General features: G+C 71.0%; 17 protein-coding genes and 1 pseudogene. 8 read left to right on the top strand and 10 right to left on the bottom strand.

All coding sequences use genetic code 11. From position 1 onward, the window contains the following. Positions 1 to 8: 8 nt before the first annotated feature. A complete protein-coding gene (locus ACH4D3_RS35395) occupies positions 9 to 1,091 on the bottom strand; it encodes an NAD(P)/FAD-dependent oxidoreductase (protein WP_115742902.1) in 1,083 nt (360 codons plus the stop codon). A 129-nt stretch (positions 1,092 to 1,220) separates the two neighbouring features. Here ACH4D3_RS35395 and ACH4D3_RS35390 point away from each other — a divergent pair, with 129 nt between their 5' ends. Both ACH4D3_RS35390 and ACH4D3_RS35385 read left to right on the top strand, forming a co-directional pair. Beyond that, complete coding sequence (locus ACH4D3_RS35390) at positions 1,221 to 2,597, top strand: NAD(P)-binding domain-containing protein (protein ID WP_191878945.1); 1,377 nt, start codon at positions 1,221 to 1,223, stop codon at positions 2,595 to 2,597. Positions 2,598 to 2,839: 242 nt separating this feature from the next. Further along, entirely contained in the window at positions 2,840 to 3,373 is a 534-nt protein-coding gene (locus ACH4D3_RS35385) for a DUF5994 family protein (protein ID WP_398331070.1), read from the top strand. Here ACH4D3_RS35385 and ACH4D3_RS35380 read toward each other — a convergent pair. After that, positions 3,341 to 3,736, bottom strand: a complete 396-nt coding sequence (locus ACH4D3_RS35380; RefSeq protein WP_398331067.1) for a DUF5994 family protein — start codon at positions 3,734 to 3,736, stop codon at positions 3,341 to 3,343. The two genes, ACH4D3_RS35385 and ACH4D3_RS35380, sit on opposite strands and share 33 nt — an antisense overlap. Positions 3,737 to 4,051: 315 nt before the next feature. Here ACH4D3_RS35380 and ACH4D3_RS35375 point away from each other — a divergent pair, with 315 nt between their 5' ends. Together ACH4D3_RS35375 and ACH4D3_RS35370 are read left to right on the top strand one after the other, a co-directional pair. Next, positions 4,052 to 4,642, top strand: coding sequence for a DUF5994 family protein (locus ACH4D3_RS35375; RefSeq protein ID WP_031043866.1), 591 nt, complete (start codon positions 4,052 to 4,054; stop codon positions 4,640 to 4,642). 5 nt (positions 4,643 to 4,647) lie between these two features. Next, a complete protein-coding gene (locus ACH4D3_RS35370) occupies positions 4,648 to 4,929 on the top strand; it encodes a hypothetical protein (protein ID WP_165685330.1) in 282 nt (93 codons plus the stop codon). Here the strand turns inward: ACH4D3_RS35370 and ACH4D3_RS35365 are convergent. The 5 genes from ACH4D3_RS35365 to ACH4D3_RS35345 all read right to left on the bottom strand — a co-directional run bounded on the left by ACH4D3_RS35365 (position 4,926) and on the right by ACH4D3_RS35345 (position 11,107). Beyond that, a complete protein-coding gene (locus ACH4D3_RS35365) occupies positions 4,926 to 5,963 on the bottom strand; it encodes a fatty acid desaturase family protein (protein ID WP_393210676.1) in 1,038 nt (345 codons plus the stop codon). The genes ACH4D3_RS35370 and ACH4D3_RS35365 overlap by 4 nt on opposite strands. A 100-nt stretch (positions 5,964 to 6,063) precedes the next feature. Further along, positions 6,064 to 6,579 carry a DUF5994 family protein gene (locus tag ACH4D3_RS35360; RefSeq protein ID WP_031043860.1) on the bottom strand — a complete coding sequence of 172 codons (516 nt, stop codon included), beginning with the start codon at positions 6,577 to 6,579 and terminating at the stop codon, positions 6,064 to 6,066. Positions 6,580 to 6,973: 394 nt separating this feature from the next. Next, positions 6,974 to 8,701, bottom strand: a complete 1,728-nt coding sequence (locus tag ACH4D3_RS35355; RefSeq protein WP_398331062.1) for a SpoIIE family protein phosphatase — start codon at positions 8,699 to 8,701, stop codon at positions 6,974 to 6,976. 715 nt (positions 8,702 to 9,416) lie between these two features. Then, complete coding sequence (locus ACH4D3_RS35350; RefSeq protein WP_031043854.1) at positions 9,417 to 9,782, bottom strand: hypothetical protein; 366 nt, start codon at positions 9,780 to 9,782, stop codon at positions 9,417 to 9,419. Positions 9,783 to 9,796: 14 nt separating this feature from the next. Further along, positions 9,797 to 11,107 (bottom strand): helix-turn-helix domain-containing protein, encoded by a 1,311-nt coding sequence (locus ACH4D3_RS35345; RefSeq protein WP_398331059.1) that lies wholly within the window; start codon positions 11,105 to 11,107, stop codon positions 9,797 to 9,799. A gap of 167 nt (positions 11,108 to 11,274) precedes the next feature. Between ACH4D3_RS35345 and ACH4D3_RS35340 the strand changes: the two genes are divergently transcribed. The 4 genes from ACH4D3_RS35340 (at position 11,275) to ACH4D3_RS35325 (ending at position 14,631) form a co-directional block, all read left to right on the top strand. Continuing rightward, positions 11,275 to 11,646 carry a hypothetical protein gene (locus ACH4D3_RS35340; protein WP_148315135.1) on the top strand — a complete coding sequence of 124 codons (372 nt, stop codon included), beginning with the start codon at positions 11,275 to 11,277 and terminating at the stop codon, positions 11,644 to 11,646. Continuing rightward, positions 11,639 to 11,788 carry a hypothetical protein gene (locus ACH4D3_RS35335; protein WP_393210681.1) on the top strand — a complete coding sequence of 50 codons (150 nt, stop codon included), beginning with the start codon at positions 11,639 to 11,641 and terminating at the stop codon, positions 11,786 to 11,788. The genes ACH4D3_RS35340 and ACH4D3_RS35335 overlap by 8 nt, the downstream gene beginning before the upstream one ends. A 786-nt stretch (positions 11,789 to 12,574) precedes the next feature. Further along, positions 12,575 to 13,888, top strand: coding sequence for an asparagine synthase-related protein (locus ACH4D3_RS35330; RefSeq protein WP_224309377.1), 1,314 nt, complete (start codon positions 12,575 to 12,577; stop codon positions 13,886 to 13,888). Then, positions 13,885 to 14,631: a trans-aconitate 2-methyltransferase gene (locus ACH4D3_RS35325; RefSeq protein WP_115742897.1), complete on the top strand. Its 747-nt coding sequence runs from the start codon at positions 13,885 to 13,887 to the stop codon at positions 14,629 to 14,631. The genes ACH4D3_RS35330 and ACH4D3_RS35325 overlap by 4 nt, the downstream gene beginning before the upstream one ends. A gap of 14 nt (positions 14,632 to 14,645) precedes the next feature. Here ACH4D3_RS35325 and ACH4D3_RS35320 read toward each other — a convergent pair whose 3' ends face one another. From ACH4D3_RS35320 to ACH4D3_RS35310, 3 genes and pseudogenes are all read right to left on the bottom strand, one after another. Then, a complete protein-coding gene (locus tag ACH4D3_RS35320; protein WP_398331053.1) occupies positions 14,646 to 16,388 on the bottom strand; it encodes a relaxase/mobilization nuclease domain-containing protein in 1,743 nt (580 codons plus the stop codon). After that, the gene (locus tag ACH4D3_RS35315; protein ID WP_372458728.1) at positions 16,385 to 16,738 is read right to left on the bottom strand and encodes a plasmid mobilization protein; all 354 of its coding nucleotides are present in this window, start codon (positions 16,736 to 16,738) and stop codon (positions 16,385 to 16,387) included. The genes ACH4D3_RS35320 and ACH4D3_RS35315 overlap by 4 nt, the downstream gene beginning before the upstream one ends. A gap of 857 nt (positions 16,739 to 17,595) precedes the next feature. Continuing rightward, positions 17,596 to 17,997, bottom strand: a pseudogene (locus tag ACH4D3_RS35310) (ATP-binding protein); the annotation flags it as partial. Positions 17,998 to 18,093 lie beyond the last annotated feature (96 nt).

The raw sequence follows: 18,093 nt of genomic DNA, 5'->3' as shown, positions 1-18,093 counted from the left end.
AGCCAGAGTCAGCGGGCGTCGAGATGGGCGACAAGGCGCCGTACGACGCGGGCGGCGTCCCTGCCGACCCCGCGCAGGGAGTTCGAGGAGAGGCTGCGCTGCCATTCCAGGCCGACGTACGCCAGTCCGGGATGGGTGGTCGACAGGCCCTCCCGGTGGCGCGGTTGGCCGTCGCAGTCGAGGGCGCCGAGCGGGCGCAGATAGCCGAGGTCGGGTCGGTAGCCGGTGGCCAGGACGATCGTGTCGATCTCCTCGATGGCGCCGTCGGTCCATGTCGCCTTCGTGCCGTCGATCGCGCTGAACACCGGGCGCAAGTCAGGGGCGCCGGCTGCAACCGCGGCGCGGTAGCGGCCGTCGTCGATCACCAACTGTGTCGGCGGCGTGCGCAGGAACCTGCCCACCGGCAAGGTGTCGAGCCCTGTCCGCTGTAGCCACCAGTGCAGGTCCCGGCCCAGCGGGCGCTGCCGGGCGAACCGCACCGGATGCCGCGCCGCGAGCGTCACCCGGGTATGTGTGGCCAGCTCGGCGGCGATCTGCACCGCCGAGTTGCCGGCCCCGACGACCACCACCCTCCCCCAACCTCCGGCCGGGGAGCCCCCCAGCCCGGCGAGTGGTTCCGGCCCGCAGTACTCGGCCGCGTGCAGCACGGTGCCCGTGAAGTCGTCCAACCCTGGGAGGGCGGGCCGGTGAGGCCGGCCGAAGGTTCCAGAGGCCGCCACGATGCCCCGGGCCGTCATGCGTTCTCCGGTTTCCAGGGTAAGGACGAAGGCTCCGTCGCTCATACGCACCTCCTGCACACGCATACCGGTGCGGACGTCGGCGTCCAGGCGCTCGGCGTAACGCAGCAGGTAGGAGACGACCTCGTCCCGGTGCGGGTAGCGGTCCGGATCGCCGCCGAACGGCAGGCCCGGAAGGGAGCTGCGGGCCGCGGGGGAGAAGAGGGCGAGGCTGTCGTAGTAGCGGGGCCATGACCCCGCCGGCTGCCCGGACGCTTCCAGGATCACCGGTGCCAGACCCTGCTTGCGCAGGGCGTGTGCGGTGGCCAGTCCGGACTGGCCACCACCGATGACCGCCACGTCGACGTGTTCCATGCCCGCTCCCTCGGATCGCTCAAGTACTACGGCTTCGATAAGTGTCTATGTTGACGCCCATCGAAGCAGGTGCCATCCTGGTCTCGCAAGGGATCGACAGATGTCGAAGCAAAAGGGAGTGTCGTCGCCGTGTCCAACACCAGCGTGTCCACCACCGACCACCAGCAGCCCGTTGTGGTCATCGGCGCCGGCCCCGTCGGCCTGGCCGCAGCCGCACACCTCGTCGAGCGCGGCGCGGAGCCCCTGGTGCTGGAGGCCGGCCAGTCCGCTGCCACTGCGGTGCGCGAGTGGGCGCACGTCCGCCTGTTCTCGCCCTGGGCCGAGGTCACCGACCCGGCCGCCGAGAAGCTGCTCGCTTCAACCGGCTGGGTCCGCCCCGACGAGACGACGTACCCGACCGGCGGCGACTGGGTCGAGCGGTACCTCCAGCCGCTCGCGGACGTCCTCGGCGACCAGGTCCGCTACGGAGTGACGGTCACCGGCGTGGCCCGCGCCGGCCGGGACCGGATTGTCGACTCCGGCCGCGAGGAGCAGCCCTTCACCGTGCACATCGAGACAGCGGACGGCGGCGAGGAGCGGATCACCGCCCGCGCCGTCATCGACGCCTCCGGCACCTGGTCCGTGCCCGGCCCGATGGGTGCGAACGGCATCCCCGCCCTCGGTGAGAAGTCCGCTTCCGACCGCATCACCTACCGCGTCCCCGACCTGAAGGACCCGGCTGTCCGAGCCCGCTACGCCGGCAAGCGCACGGCGGTCGTCGGTTCCGGCGCCTCCGCCTTCACCGCTCTCGCCCTGCTCGCCGACCTGGCCGGGGAAGAGGCGGACACACACGCGGTCTGGATCCTGCGCCGAGGCATCGGCGACGCCACGTACGGCGGCGGCGAGGCCGACCAGCTCCCGGCCCGCGGCGCCCTCGGCCTGCGTGCCAAGGCGGCGGTGGAGCAGGGGCACGCGAGCGCCGTCACCGGGTTCCGTACGGAAGCGGTCGAGCGTGACGGCGACCGGCTGGTCCTGGTCGCCGAGGACGGCCGCCGCCTGGACGCGGTCGACGAGGTCGTCGTCCTGACCGGCTTCCGCCCCGACCTCAGCTTCCTCTCCGAGCTCCGCCTCGGCCTCGACGAACGCCTCCAGGCCCCGACCGCGCTGGCTCCGCTGATCGACCCGAACGTCCACTCCTGCGGCACGGTCTACCCGCACGGCGTGAAGGAGCTGTCCCACCCGGAGCAGGGCGTCTACCTGGCCGGCATGAAGTCCTACGGCCGCGCCCCCACCTTCCTCGCCATGACCGGCTACGAGCAGGTCCGCTCCATCACGGCCGCTCTCGCCGGTGACCACGAGGCGGCCGAACGCGTCGAGCTGACCCTGCCGGAGACCGGTGTGTGTGGCGGCGCGGGTCTGTTCGACGAGCCCGACGCCGCGCGGAGCGGCGAAGGCGGAGGTTGCTGCGCGGCCCCTGCCACGCTGCAGATCGGCATCGGCGCACCGGCCGCCTCCGGCGGCTGCTGACAGACCGACACCGCGGGCGCTGGCGCGTTCCTTGCGTTGGCGGCGAGTACGTCGGGGTGACGGGCCTTGGTGCCGCCCAGAAGCGCAGGTCGAGGGAAGCACACCTCGACCTTGTTCTTCATCGCGTGCGGCGATGACGGTGAGTAGCCCGGTGATCGTGGAATCCCGGCCGTCGTCGGCCGAGGAGTACCGTGAAACCAGGAGGCTTTCGGTTTGCCGTTCCCGGTAGGCAGGCGAGTGCGATGTCCGACCCCGACCCCCCGCGGGTGACCAGGCTCCTGCCCGACGCTGTGCATCAGGCGGTTTCGCGACCTGGAACCGCCGTGGTGCGGCTCGAGACGACCCATGACCGGAAGGGCGCGCTCGACGGGGCGTGGTGGCCCCGCTCCCGCGACATCGCCGGTGAACTGCCCGGCCTCGTCTCCGCGCTGTCCGAGTACCTCGGGCCGATCACACGTGTCGGTCTGGACACCGACGCCTGGGACGAGCTGCCGACGCGGCTGACGATCGACGGTCGGGTCGTCCGCATCGACTCCTTCCCGGTCGGAGACGACACCGTTCTCATCACCCGGGGCGGCAATGATCTCTTCTCGCTGCTGGTGGTTCCGCCGCACACCGCGGCCGACGCGGCCCGCGCGGCCATGGCCGCAGCCGTGCGCGCAGGCAGTCAGACGCCGGCGGAACAGATCCTCATCGACACCGGCACGGAGCGTGTGGGCCCGGGGCATGCACCCACCGCTGCGCTACGCCACGGCCGCCATGAGCCGGGCTGCTGACGACGCGCTCGTCGGGGGCGGCACCACGAGGAGATCCCAGCGGCCCGCGGTGTAGGACTGCAGCAGGATCCTGTGCGGGTTGAGCACCTCGGTGAATCGGTCGACCGCCACCTCGTAGCCGTTGACGACGACCAGGCCGTGCGGGAGAGGCTGCCAGTGGCGGGGATTGACGGCCACGTGGGTGAGCCGGCCCCACAGCGGATCGATCACGTCGGCCAGTTCGCCGAGTTCTCGTGCCAGGTCGCGGGTCCGTGGCCACCAGGCGCCGTCCGGACGGCCGAAGCGGCTGGCGGATCCTAGGACGAGGCGTGCGGCACGTGGTCGGAACGGTGCCGCGTGCGGACGGAGCTGAGTGGTGTTCATGATCATGAGGAAGAAGCCTGACTGCGGGCCTGCGCTGGCTGACGGCGCGCCCGGTGGTTGGGTGACCGAGGACGGGACCGGCGGCGCCGGTGCACGAAAGCCCTCGAAGTCCTCAGGCTACTCCTCGACGAGCCCCGACAAGAGGCTTCGGCCTCATCGGGCGGGCTGCTCCCGGCGTACGGCCTGCTCGGGCGCCGCGAAGAGTAGGCTGGAGGAACCGGGGACACTCCGCGCACGGGCATTTCGCGTCTGTGCCGTTTTCGGTGATCGAATACGCCGGGTCGGCTCAGGCCCGCCCGGGGCAGGGTTCGCGTCATGACTGCGACCGTCTCCCCTCCGACGACGTCCGAAGACCGGCGTCCCACGTCTCCCGTACGTCTCTCGCTCGTCCCCGCCGGTTCGGCACCGCTCCTGCTGGACGGCGCCTGGTGGCCGCGTTCGCGTGATCTCACCGCCGAACTGCCGGCCCTGGCGTCCGTTCTGGATCCGCTGTGGGGGCGGATCACCCGGATCACGGTGAACCCCGCCCAGTGGCCGGTCGTCCCGCGCAAGGTGCCTGTCGCCGGGCACGTGGTGAAGGTGGGCTGGTTCCGCTTCGAGCAGGACGAGCACGAGTTGCTGCTGCTCTCCTACCACGTGGGCCGCTGGAACCTGCTGGTCGTTCCCCCGCAGACGCCTCCGGCCGCGGCCGCCTGGCTGATGGCCGCCGCGAGCGACCCGCGCCGGACAGCGACCGCGAGCAGCCTGCTGGCGGATGCCGCGCGTCTGACGGTGACCGCCGAGGCCGACCGCACCAGGGAAGCGGTGTGGGAGTCCGAAGGAGGACATGGAGCCGGTGCTTCCGTCACTTCTCCATGGCTTCGAGTCGCCGTCGCCACCGCGAGGGACCGGCCGGAAAGGGTGTGAGGGCCATGGACATCCTCGTGACGGTGTTCGTGCTGCTGGCGGTGATCGCGGCAGGCGCGTTCCTCATCCACCGCCTGAACTCTCAGCACGGGGGCAGAAGTGCCGCCTTCCACTACGGCCGCAGCGGTGTCGTCGCACCAGACCGGAAGACCGACGAAGGGTCGGCGGTACGCCGACGGTCCCCGGTCGCGAACGACGCCGGCGAGCGCCGGGGCTCCCGGTACGGCGGACGCGGACGGCTGCGTCCTGGACGCCGCCGTACCCACGGCGGCGTCTCGCCCCGCTAAGTGGGGACGCGGGTCCGTCGGAGCGGGGCGCCGGCGTCGTGGAGGCTGGTGAGTGCCAACCGGTAGGAGGCGACCAGGCCCGTTTCCGCATAGTCGACGCCCAGGTCCCGGCAGTACCGCCGGACGATGGCGCGGGCCTTGCGCAGGTTGGGGCTGGGCATGCTCGGGAACAGGTGGTGCTCGATCTGGTGGTTCAGGCCGCCGAGCGCCAGGTCGGTGAACCGGCCGCCGTTGACGTTGCGTGAGGTCAGCACCTGGCGGCGGAGGAAGTCGGGGCGGTCGTCGGCCGTCAGGATCGGCATCCCCTTGTGGTTGGGCGCGAAGGCCGAACCGAGGTAGACGCCGAACAGGCACTGGTGGACGGCGAGGAAGGCGATCGCCATCCCGGGCGGCAGGACCCAGAACAGGGCGGCCAGGTAGACGGCGCAGTGCCCCAGGAGCAGAGCGCCGTCGACCGCCCGGCGTTTGAGCCGGCGGTTGGCCATGGCCCTGCCGCTCGCCACGTGCAGGTTGAAGCCCTCCAGCGTGAGCAGGGGAAAGAAGAGGAACGCCTGCCAGCGGCCGAGCAGGCGGGGCAGTCCGGTGGCGGCGCGGGCCTGGTCCGGGGACCAGACGAGCAGGTCGGGTCCGATGTCGGGGTCGAGGTTCTCGGTGTTGGGGTTGGCGTGGTGACGGGTGTGCTTGTCCTGCCACCAGCCGTAGCTCATGCCGATCGACGCGCCGGCGATCCGTCCGGACAACTCGCTGGCCCGGCGGCGGCGGAACACCTGCCGGTGGGCCATGTCATGGGCGACCAGGGCGACTTGCCCGTACATCACGGCCAGGAACGCGGCGATCGCCAGTGTCCACCAGGAGGCGCCGACGAGGACGAACGCGGCCCATCCGGCGGCGTAGAGCCCGGTCACGGCGGTGATGCGTAACGTGTAGTAGCCGGGGCGACGCCCCAGCAGTCCGGCGTCCGCGATCTTCTTCGACAACCGGGCGAAGTCGCTGCCGGGAGTGTCGGGGCGCGTGGCGGTGGTGGCCATGGTCATGAGGACGTCTCTCTCAGAAGCGGGCGGATGACTCGGGGCGGCCCCAGGGCGAGTAGGGCGCGGGGAGCAGGTGCGTACATGGACGTGCCCGCGGCGGCTCCTACCATCGAGGTGCCCGGGTTCCCCGCCCGGTGGGTCCCACACGGCCGCGCGGACCTGCCGCCGCCGTCGGGGCCGGGGGCCGGGCTTCTCCCTCGGCGCCGGGCCGCCGGTCGTCCAAGGCGGCCGTCGTAAGGAGAGCGGCTGCTTCCTCCGTCGCGTCCGGCGGGATCACCTGCAGGTCCCAACGGCCGAGCCCGGGGGAGAGCAGGACGACCCGGTCCGGGGCGTGCGGAGAGGCGGGGGCCTTGTGCAGGCGGACGACCTGGTTGGCGACGAACATGCGCCCCGGTGCCGCCGACCAGGCCGCGGCGTCCACGGTGACGCCGGTGATGTCGCCCCACGCTCTCGGCAGCGCGGCGAGCATCTTCGGGAGCTGTGTCAGAAGATCGCGGGAGTACGGCCACCACACTCCGTCGATCCGGCGCGGCAGCGCGCCGTGCGGCGCGAGACGCAGGCGGACGAGGGGCAGGGGCGGGGACAGGGTGGACGGTGCGGTGGGGACTGTGGCGATCACGTGGGATCTCTCTGACGAGTTGGGTGCCGGCCGGTTCGGCAGGGCACGGCGGCCGACGGTCCGCGGGCTGTCGGGCAGCGCCGGACGTGGCCGGTGGATCCGGGTGCTGGAGGTCGTGCCTGGCCGCTCTTGCCGGAGGAAAGCGCCGACGACCGCCGCGAGTTCGCGGGAAGGGAGTCGGCGGGCGTATGCGGGGTGAAGGGGGGAGACCCTTCCGCGTGACGAACGCCGGTGGATACCGGGGTGGAGCCGGTCCGCCACCGGCGTGCCTGATGCCCTCGGTCTCCTCAGACTACTCCTCGGCGAGTAAAGGCGGCGTGACAGCAGGTCATCAGTGGTGTGGGAGATGGTGGGCGCCTCCGCGGCACCGGCCCGGTCCGACGGCCACCACGTCTCATGGCGGCGGTACGCGCAGGGCGAGCAGGGCCACGTCGTCGGTGCTGCCGGGCGGCAGGTGGGCGAGCACCTTTCCGCACAGCCTGTCCAGCGGTTCGTGGACGAGAGTGAGGGCGTGCCGGAGCAGCCGGTCCAGGCCCGTGTCGAGGTCGCTGCCCGGTGTCTCGACGAGCCCGTCCGTGTACAGCAGCAGGGTGGAGCCGGGCTTCAGGGGATGCGTGGCGTCCGGTCGGTCCGCGTCGCCGACGGATCCGGTGCCGAGGAGCAGCCCCTGGCCGGCTTCCAGAAAGCATGCGGTGCCGTCCGGGGAGAGGAGCAGCGGGGGCGGGTGCCCCGCGCTGGTCCAGCGGAGCGTCCACGGTCCCGTGTCCGGGTCGCCCTCGACGCGGGCGAGGATCAGGGTGGCCAGCGGGACGGTGGTGATGACCGGCATGGCGGCGTCGAGGCGGTCGACGACGGCGCCGGGCGGTCCCGTGTGGTCCCAGGCCAGCGAACGCAGAATGCCGTGCAGTTGGGCCATACCGGCCGCCGCGGTCAGGTCGTGGCCCACGACGTCACCGATGACCAGGGCGAGCGCGCCGTCCTTCAGGATGAAGGCGTCGTACCAGTCCCCGCCGACCTGGGAGCCCGCGGGTGCGGGCTGGTAGCGGGCGGCCAGCCGGAGATGGCCGTGCTGCGGCAGCGGGACGAGCAGGTTGCGCTGCATGGCCTCGGCGACGGCGCGCTGACGGCCGTAGCGGCGGGTGTTGTCGATGAGCACGCCGACCCGGCGGCCGACGTCGCCCACTGCGGCCAGGTCGTCCTCGTCGAAGGGATGCGCCGGGTCGGTGCGCACCACCGTCAGCGCCCCGGTGACCCGGTCCCGGGCGCCGAGGGGCACCGTAACGGCGGAGCTGGCGCCCACCGCCGTCAGAAAGCCATGGTGGAGAGCGGCCAGAGGAGGGTGTCCGGCGGCCGGGGTGAGGGCAGCCACCCGCTCCTGGAGCACGGATTCGCCCCCGGTCAGCGCACGGCCCAGCGGCGAGTCCTCCCCCTCACCGGCCCCCTCCGCGCCGAGTACGCTCCGGCCCTGGAATCCGGCGTCCCGTCCCTCCGGACCGGTCACCGCCACCCGGTGGACCTCGCCGGAACCGGTCCGCAGGTCCACCGCGGCCCAGTCGGCCAGACGGGGCACGAGCAGCCGCACCAGGCGGGCCAGCGCCTCGTCGGTCTCCAGAGTCTGCCCCAGGACGTCCGTGATCTCCGCGACCAGGGACAGCCGCTCGTTGAGGTCCTCCAGGGCGCGCGTGCGCGCCGTTCGCTCCCGGTGGACGCGGCGGTCCCCCGTGGCGTCCGTGAACAGCAGTGCCATGCCTTGCACGGAGCCGTCCTCCGTCAAGGGGGATGCGGACCAGGAGACAGCCAGCAGACGACCGTCACCGCGCAGGTATGTGCCGCCCTCCCCTCGCGCCCCCTGCCCCTCGGCCAGCGCGTGGAGCAGGGGGCACCGGTCTCGCGGCACCTTGTTGCCGTCCGCGTCCCGGTGCAGCAGATCGTGTGCGTCGGCTCCCCGCATCGCCCCGGTGGTGCGGCCCAGCAGCCGCTCGGCCGCCGGGTTCGCGACGATCACGCTTCCGGCTGTGTCCAGCACCAGCACCGCCGTGCCCAGCCGCTCGACGACCCGCCGCCAGAAACCCGGCTCGCCCACCGGCCACGCCCCCACGTCATCACCCACCGCATCGCGCACGGACCCTCCAGAGGCTGTCTTCCCGTCGATGGTGCTCCGACGCGGCCCTGCTCGCACGGCACCGGGGCAGACGGCGCACACCGCGCGGGCACGGCCCACGGGCCAGCCAGGTATGTCCGGACCAGGGGCAGTCGTCATCCCGCCGTCTGGCCAGACGCCGGGTCTCCCGGGCGGTTGGTCCGCTCGTCTCCGGCGAGCCGTACCCCGCGCCGTCCTCGCCCCGGACCGCGGGGAGCGCAGCTCCGCCCGGGCACGGACGCGGCCAGGCCCGTGACGAGGACGGCGAGGCCAGCAGGTGACAGGATCTCCGGGATGCTGCTCGATGAAGGCGTCGTCGCTGACCGTCAGGACGGCGAGCACACTGTTCACGGCTACGACGGTGTTGCGGCGGCTGTCGGGCCGGCCGCGATGGTGACAGTCAAAGCCTCGGCGGTCGTGGGGGAGGAAGCCCGTCCCGAGTCGGGACAAGAGGTTTGTCCCGAGTCGGGACATGACGCCCGTCCCGAAAAGGGACAACCGGAGACCCCGGCGAACAGTTCGGAGCCGCGCGCATGCTCAACAGGATCCGCCCGCTGTCCGGCCCCCTCGCCGCGCCGGTCCCACAGGAGCTGAACCGTGACGCGGCGGTCGGAAACGAGCCGCGAAGGGAGGGCCGATCGACGCCATAGGAAGCCCGGCGGTTGCGCAGGCCGACTTGAATGGCAGCCCCGTGCGACTACTTCAGAGCGTCCTCGATCGCCTCGAAGATGTCCGCGTCGGTCTCTTTCTGCCAGTCGGGCAGGTCGGGCCAGTCGGCGACATAGCCCGGCTTCGGGTTCTCGAAGTGCTTGTACATCTGCGCGGTCCAGCAGGTGGCGACAAAGCGGCTCTTCTGCTCGCGGGTGAGGCGGGAGGCGTGGCGGTCGCTGAGGTCGAGGAACTGGCGCACTTGGTCGTGGACGGCACCGGCGGCCTGGCGCTCCCACTCGGGGGTCTCGTCCCAGGGGGTGACGTAGCCGGGCTTCGGCTCGCCGGGGAAGTGCTTGCGCACTCCGGTGATCCAAGCCTCGCGGAACAGTCGGGCGCCCTCGGACTGCGACATGCCTTCCCCTCTCGTCACGTCGTGCACAGTGCGTCGATCTCGGCGCCCAGCTCCGCCACACGAGCGTCGCGGGAGAGCGGGCCGAGGTCGGTTCGTAGCCCCTGAAGTTTATGGGCGACGTAACCCGAGGAGGTCGTGTGGGCGAGTCGCAGCGCCTCCCCGCCGTAGGCGAGTACTTGGTCGGGGTCCTGGCGCCGGGCGCCGATGGCCGCGAGGTCGGTCAGTACCGCACCGCGTCGGCGGAAGGACTGGCCGGAAGCGAGGATGTCCTGGCTGAGCGCGCTGCTGAGTGCCTTCTCAGCGAGGTCGAGGCGTCCAAGCTGGAGGTAGCGCGCGCCACGCTCTTCTGCGAGGCGGGAGCCGTCGAAACGCAGCCAGCCACCGTTGTGGGCCGCCCCGCTCAGGCCGGTCACCTTCTCCGCCTCGTCCAAGGCGCGTTCGCAGGCGGAGAGGTCGCCGAGGCCGGCGTACGCCTCGGCTTGGACGGCAGCGACCCAGTAGCGGGTGGACAGGGAACCGTCCCCGCGCCTTGCCACCTTCTCGGCGGCCGACAGCGTGCCGACCGCGTCGGCGTACCGGCGTTCGTACAGATCGACGTAGGCGTGGCGGACGAGGGCACACGCCCACAGGTCGTAGGACTTCGCCTCCTGGCTGGCAGAGGCGGCGAGCGTGTAGGAGGCGGCGGCGTCGGTGTAGCGGTTGCCGTCGAAGGCCAGTTCTCCTGCGAGCTGGAAGAGGTCGCCGGCCGCGCCGCACAGGGCCTGTGCTTCGACCTCGGGCCGCCCGTCGAGGGTCTCGTTCAGGGCGGTGAGCTGGTCGCGGACGACCGGGTAGACGGAACGCTTGGCGCGGGCGAGTTGGTAGACCTGCCACAGGTGTCCGTTCATGCGCAGGAAGTCGTCGGACATCCCGCGCAGCGCGCCCTCCGCGAGGGCTGCGCCCTCCGCGAGGGCTGCGCCCTCCGCGAGGGCTGCGCCCTCCGCGAGGGCTGCGCCCTCGTCGGGGGGCAGGGCCACCAGGGCACTGGTGACGGTGATGGCGCGCAGGAACTGGCGTCGGATCATGTCGTCGAGGTCCCCTGAGCCGTGGTGGTCGCGAGGCGGCGGCCCTGCCGACTCCGGGTGGGCTGCTCGTGGCTGTCCCACCAAGGCGTCGAGTTCGTCAAGGTCGAGGTGGAGCAGCTCGGCCAGCCGTGGTCTCAGCGGCGGCTGCGGCGTGGTGGAGCGGCCTTCCCAGCGGCCGACGGTCCGTCGGTCCACGCCGAGGGCGTGCGCGAGCTCTTCCTGACTGTAGCCCAGCGCCCTGCGCCGCTCAGCAAGCCCCATGCCGCCCCCTTTCCACGCACCAACCCGCGTCTAACCCGACGGCACCGGGCTGTCCCAGAAGTGTCTCAGGACTGCCCCGCGGATGCCGTGGTCTGCGCCAACACGAGCCGCTTTTCTGGACGTTGTCAGGCACGACAACGGTGGAGACCGGAGAAGGGGTGCGGGCAATGGCAGCAGGAAGCGTCACGTCGTTCGAGGTGGCTGGAGTGTCGATCGTCCTGGAGGCGGTCGACGAGACCGTGGAAACCGCGCTGGCCATTCGCCTGATGATGCCCGAACGCCCGGTGATCGACGCCACGACCCGAGACCTGGTCAGCCACCTGAGAGTGCTGATGGCCGAGGAGCTCGGCTTCGACGAGAACCCGGCCGTCCAGGCGCTGTTCCGGGAGGGCTACCGGGTCCTCGACCTGACGCGCCGGCCGACGGAGCAGTCCCCTCACTTCCATGCCTACCAGTACATGCGGGATCTCGGCTCACTGACCAGACGCTTCGCCGACGTCTACCGCGCGACCCGGAGGAAGGACCAGAACGATGGCTGACCAAACCCCGGCCGAGCCGCCGGTGTGCCGGATCGGCGCCACCCTGCCCGACCAGGAACGAGCACGACGCGTCTTCGTCGGCCGACCTAGCCTCGCGCCGACCGTGGGGCAACAGCGTGGCAAGGACCAGGGCGCGCAGTGAAAGGCCAGGTCACGGCTCAGGTCATGTACATCGCGTGCGTCATGGTGCTCGGGGGATCGATCGTGGTGGCGGTGTCCCTGGGATGGTGAGCCGGCGGCGCAACAGGCGAGGTCGCCCCTATGGCTGGCGGCAGTGGCTGCTGTCGGCCCTGATCATCGTCTCCACTACCCCGGTCGCCTGGGCTCTGTGGCACCTCGCCCCCGACTGAGAGAGACCACCGGTCCGCTCCGGACCTACGGACTCCCGCTCTGGCCGAGCGAGCCCTCGGGAAGACCCGGTCCCCACCGGGGAAGGGCTCAGCCGCTCTCTTCCCTCGGCCAGAGCGGGCCCCCACCCGACGAGCTCCCGTCCAGTTCGCCGTGAACGCCGGCGGCAGGGACGGGTCCGGGTTCCGCAGCTCGCGGTGCCCGTCCACCCACTCCGCAGGAGGAAGGAACAGTCATGATCATCGACGAGCTCTTCACGGGAGACCTGGTCACCGGCGTCCCCAGCATGGACGCGGCGCTGCTCGACAAGATGCCCGGTGGTGGCGACAACAACGGCGACCACTGCAGCTGACCGGCCGGTGAACGCGGCGGAGCAGGGCCTGGCGTCCTGCTCCGCCGCTCCGTAGAGGAGGGGAGCGGAGTGCTCTCGTTTCGTGTGCGACTGGCAGACACCCGGGACGCCGGCTGGCGATGGGACACAGACCGCTGGGTCAAGGGGGAGAGCTGGATCCGGCCCGCTCACGCAACCGTCCTGGTCGCGGACCTCATACCAGGCGACGGATCGAGCGTCTGTGTGCTGGTGCGAGAAGACAGAGACGGTGAAGCCGACTACACGTCGCTGCTCGTCCGGCCCGACGAGATCCAGGTCTCGGCGGGAATGCTGGGTACCGTCCCGCTGTACCTCACAGCTGTCGGCGACGAGATCTTCGGGGCGTGGGACATCGTCGACCTCCGGCCGCACCTGCGACCTGACCAGCTCAATCCACGAGCGGTCGCCCGCACCTTGAGCCGCCAACACCGCTACAGCACCGACACCCTCTTCGACGGCGTGTACCGACTCACCGAACGCGCTACCGCGGTCTTCACGCCGGCAGGGCTCTCCATCCTCTACCCCGAGCCCGCCCAGCACGTCCTGGAACCCCGCAGCCTCCGTAGCGGAGTGGACCCCGTGACCGCGTTCGACGCACTGCTCACCGAGGCCGTGGCCGAGTGGCGATCGACGGCCGGCCGCGTCGGCGTCGAGGTGTCAGGCGGAGCGGACTCGGCCAACGTGGCACTGTCCGCCGTAGCGGCCGGATTCGGCTCCGTGCACACCTTCGGGCTACTCATGGGCGGCCGCATCGGCCAGCTCCAGCGAGACCGACGCCGCTCCCTGGTGGACCACCTGGGATTGCGCGACACCGCCGTGCCGGCGATGCAGCACCCGCCCTTCGTGCCTGGAGGCGTGAGGGAACGCAGACGGCCGCACGATCCGGCAGGCGCCTTCTACCAGGAAGCGTTCGACATCATGCGCGGGCACGTGGCCGCACACGGCTGCGAGCTGATCTTCACAGGTGGCGGCGGGGACGAGGTGAACGCCCACCACTCGCGTACGGAAGCCGGACTCCCGCCGATGGAGCCGGTGCCATGGCTCGGCGACAAGGCCACCGCGGCGCTGGCCCAGGTGAACGAGAACCTCGCTCCCATCCCGGTCCTGCCTGTGCCGACGCTCATGGCATTCGGCCTGCACAACCCGGCGTACGTGAGACTCGGTATCTGGCCGGTGGCCCCGCTCGTCCACCCCCGGATGATCCGCTTCATGGAGCAACTGCCGTACGAGTACAAACGCGACAAGAAGATGTTCCGCGACCGACTTCGGCGGACGGGTCTGCCCGAGTCCGTTGCGGCTCCGACCGAGCCGGAGAACTTCCTCGCGGTCATGGAGTCGGGACTGCGCACTTACGGGCTACCTCTCCTGGACGAGATGCTGACCGATTCCCTGCTGATCGATCTCGGCTACGTTGATGCCGACGCCCTCAGCCGGGCCCGCGACCACGCCGAGCGGACTCCCGCGGTGCCCGACCTGCTGTGCGACACACTCGCCCTGGAAGTCGGACTGCGGAGCCTCGCATGAGCGGCCTGGACATCGCCGAACCCAGACACCTGGCAGCCTCCAACCTCTTCTACCGAGACCCCGCCCTGTACGACAGAGTGCAGTCCGACAGCACCAGCGCGAGCAGCTGTCGGGCGCTCGTCCATCGGCACCGCCCGGACGCCCGCACTCTGCTGGATCTGGGCTGCGGAACCGGGAGAGAGCTGGAGCTGCTGGCCCGCCACTTCGACTGCATCGGTGTCGAGTTCCAGCCCGGCCTGGTCGACTACGCCCGCCGCACACGGCCCGGCCTCGACATCCGCCTCGGCGACATGCGCACCATCCGACTCGACCACACCGCTGACGTGCTGACCTGCCTGGGAAACTCCCTCTCCTACGTGCACGACAACCAGGACATCCAGGCGGTCTTCCGGACCTTCGCAGCGCACGCCCGTCCCGGGACGCTCCTTGTACTCTGCTGTTCCGTAGCCCCGATCGAGCGTGATGAGCCGCAGGAAGCAGAGGTCGAGACCGGATCGGACACAGCCCACGTGACCATCACCTACGAGTGGGACCTGCGGACCCAGATGAACACCATGCGCCGGCACTGGGTGTTCAACTCAGGTGAAGAAACACAGGACGTGATTCGTCGGCGTGTTCTCGGGCCGCGTGAGCTGGAGCTGTACGCGACGCTCGCCGGCTTCGACGTCCTCCAGATCAGCGACGAGATCGGAGCAGGCACCTTGCACGGGCCTACCGCGTACACCGTGGCCCGGTACAGATGATCAGGACACGGTCGTCAGCGGCCACGGCGGGGATCGTTCCCTGTCGGGCCGGGCGCCGACTGCGTGGTGGGCGCCGAGTGCGAGGTGTGCCGGTTGGCTCGGAGGGCCGTGGCGTTGCGGTCGTCGGGTAGTGCGGGCAGGTGAGCGCTGCGGCGCAGGCGCCAGACGAGGACGTCGCTCATGGATCCGGCGGAGCGTAGTTCGCGCCGTGCCGTGGCTTCGGTCAGCAGGGCGGCCGGGTCATGGCCGGCCCTCCGGGCGTCGTCCAGTGTGGCGGCCAAGGCGGGCCAACCGGCCTCAGCCTCGATCTGGTCGGCCAGCTCCGGCAGCACTTGGTGGAGCAGGTTCGCCTGCTGTTGCCGAACACGTTGAGTCAGCCGCCGGCCTCGCTGGCTCAGTGCGGTCATGGGCTGGACTGAGGCGGCCTGGTAGGCGGCGCGGAGGTGCTCGGCGGCTTGCTGGGCTGCTGTGGCCTGCTGGGTGTGATGCTTCCTGGCGTGCCACTTTGCCGCGGCGGTCACGACGAAGAAGGCCATGTCGATGAGCATGGCCGTGCATGCGCCGTCTTCGCCCCGGCCCAGGACCGGCCCGCTGTGGACGAGATCACGGGCGGCTTGTCGCAGGCCCCGGTCGTGCCCGCGTACCGCCTTCACGTAGGAGCGGCTCGCGCGCTCGAACGCGGAGGCTGCCTCGCGCAGTTCAGCCCGGGTGTGGGCGGCGGAGGTCTTGGCCAGCGCGTCCAGGACCTCTCCGGTCGCGGCGATCTGGGCTGCTGCGGTGCCGTCGTCGCCGTGGTCGATCACCAGCAGGGCCTGCCACGTGGCAGCCGCGGCCCGCCGCCGCGCGAACGCGGGGCCTGTCACGGGCGGCAGTGCAGGCTGATCCGGCCATGAACCGTCGATGGCGGTGGGCGTCTCCGAGGGCCGGCTCCAGCGTTCGCGGACACGGGGCAGGGACAGGTCGGGCGCCAGCTTGGAGCCTGAGTAGAAGACCGGCTCGCCGTCCTTGTTCCGGTCATCAGGGAGGGCGACCTTGTACCCGAGGAGGTCGCCGGAAGGCGCGAGACGCTTGCGGATCAGCAGACCGGCGGCGGCCAGGCGGTCGAAGAACTCGTCCGTCGAGGCAGCACCGGCCACTGCCCGGCGCACGGACTCACGAAGTTCCTCCCGCGCCGTGCGCTCCCGGCCTTCCCGCTGGGCCTTGTGCCGTTCGGCGCTGGTCGGACGACGGGCTGCGGTGCCATCGCCGGTGGCGAGGCGGCGCAACCCGTAGTCGATCTCGATCACGCGGGCTTCCGCTTGGGAACGCTTGCCGTCCCGGCGAATGCGGGCTTGCCGGCCGTCCTCTCGTACGACGGTGGCGATGATGTGAATGTGGTCGTCGGCGTGCCGAATCGCTGCCCAGCGGCAGGCGGCGTCGTCACCGTCGGGAGCGATGCTGGTGGCGGCGACCATTCGGCGCGCAATCTCGGCCCACTGCTCGTCCGACAGGACCGGGTCCTCAGGAGCGGCGCGTAGCGACAGATGCCACACGTGCTCGGCGGGCCGTCGGTTCTTCGGCAGGGCGTTGACCGGCTGGTCGAGCAGCCGCTGGAGATCTCCGTACGTGGCGTCGAGGTCGCGCCCGGGATCAGGGGCGAGGCTGTCCCAGGCGCCCACCAGGTGCGGGTCTGTGTGTTCTTCGTGCGTGCCGGGCCCGTACAGGTAGTGGAGCAGGCCGATGGTGCGCGTGCCTCTTGCGTGGATGCGGGGGATCACCTGGCCCTCCTGTTGTCCAAGTGGTGCTGGGTGAAGGCGTCGACGCGCCTGGCGGCGCGCTGTACGGCGGCGAGGACCGCCTCTGCCTGCGGTGCGTCGGCGCCGGAGTTCAGTGCCTTGGCGACCTGGTTGAGGTTGTTGCCGAGTTGCCCGAGGTGGCGCCGCAGCGCGAACAGCTCGTGCAGCATCTCTCGCTCGCCCGCGATGTCCTCGGCGGTGCGGCCGAGGTCGTGGGCGGCGTTGAGAGCGGCGCGGGCGAGGAAGCCGGCGATGCTCATGTGGCACGTGGCGGCTGCTCGGGCGAGCAGTTGGTACTCGGCGTCGTTCATGCGGCAGCTGGGCTGGTGCAGGCGCTTGTTCTCGTCGCGCAGGCGTTCGCGCTGCTGTATGCGAGGCTGTGACGGAGAGGTGCGCGCGCAGTCGATGCTGTGGTTCGCGTGTAGCTCTTCCCCGCCGGTTTGCGATCCGTCCTCGGTCGCTTCCGGGCCCGCCGCTCTCGGGGCGGGAGACGCAAGAGCATTGCTCCCGTCGGGAGCAATGCTCTTGCACCAACTTGCTCCGTCGGAGGCTGAGATGGCGGCCCCCTGACGCACGTCGTCAGGAGTGTGCTGATGTGGTTGGTGCATGGGTCGCTTTTCTGGGTGGGTGTTCCACGATGAGAACCCGTAGCGGCGGCCGTGCGCGGCTGACACCGGGCGGGCTCGTTACGGGACCGTGTGGGGTGGGCTCCAGGTTGGAGCGGTCCGCGAGGACCGGTCCTCTCTTCCTCTGTGCATCACGCTCGGGGACCGCGGACCGCGTTGTGCGGGTCTTCGGTCCTCGGCAGGACCGGGACCCGGCAGGGCTCGGTCCTCCCTCACGATTGACTGTCATGCGCGGTGCAGGACCGTTGTTTCCGCCCACCTGGGGGCTGTGACCTGCTGCTTTGCCAGGAGACCGTTCTCGTGTCCGACGGGACCGTCGGGGACCGGTCCCCGAGACGTACGGGACCGGTCCCCGATGTCTGGTGAGGACCGGTCCCCACCTCGGGCGGCCACGGTCCCGGGACCGGGATGCTCGGTCCTCGCATGTGCCGTCCGGTCCCCGGCCATTGAGGACCGGTCCCCGACACCCTCGCTCGGTCCTCGACGCGGCACGCGGCCGGTCCTCCTGGTGAAAGGACGCGCGCTCGCGGACTGCCCTTCCGTCATCCGGTCTTTCTCCATCGTCAGGGGGAGCGGTGACGTCGTCTGTCAGGGCCCTTGAGGATGACGCGGTCGGTCATCTCCGCGAGGCGGGAAGCGACGCGGTCACCGAGGGTGGTGCGCAGCTCGGCGGTGGGCAGATTGGTCGTGATGAGGGTGGGGAGCAAGTGCTCGTACCGGTGGTTGATGAGCCGGTAGGTCAGCTCCTCGGTCCACTCGCTGGTCTTGGCCGCACCGAGGTCGTCCAGAAGCAGCAGTGGGCTGCGGGCCAGGGTCTGCAGGTCGCGTTCGGCGTCGTGGCCGGCACGGGGACGCAGGCGGGCGTACAGGTCGGCGGTGGTGACGGCTTCCCAGCGCAGGCGAACCCCGCGGGTGAGGAGAGCCCGGACGGCGCCGTACGCCTGATGCGTCTTGCCCGTGCCGGTGGTTATCAGCGGGGCGTGAGCCCCTCGATTCGCTGTCTGCAACGAGCGTCACCGTGAGCGTTCTGCGTCGTTGATGCATTGCTATCAACGGGAGTT

The organism is Streptomyces sp. NPDC018026 (assembly GCF_044327745.1).
Lineage (GTDB): Bacteria > Actinomycetota > Actinomycetes > Streptomycetales > Streptomycetaceae > Streptomyces > Streptomyces rubrogriseus.
This window is presented reverse-complemented; position numbering and strand designations above follow the sequence as displayed.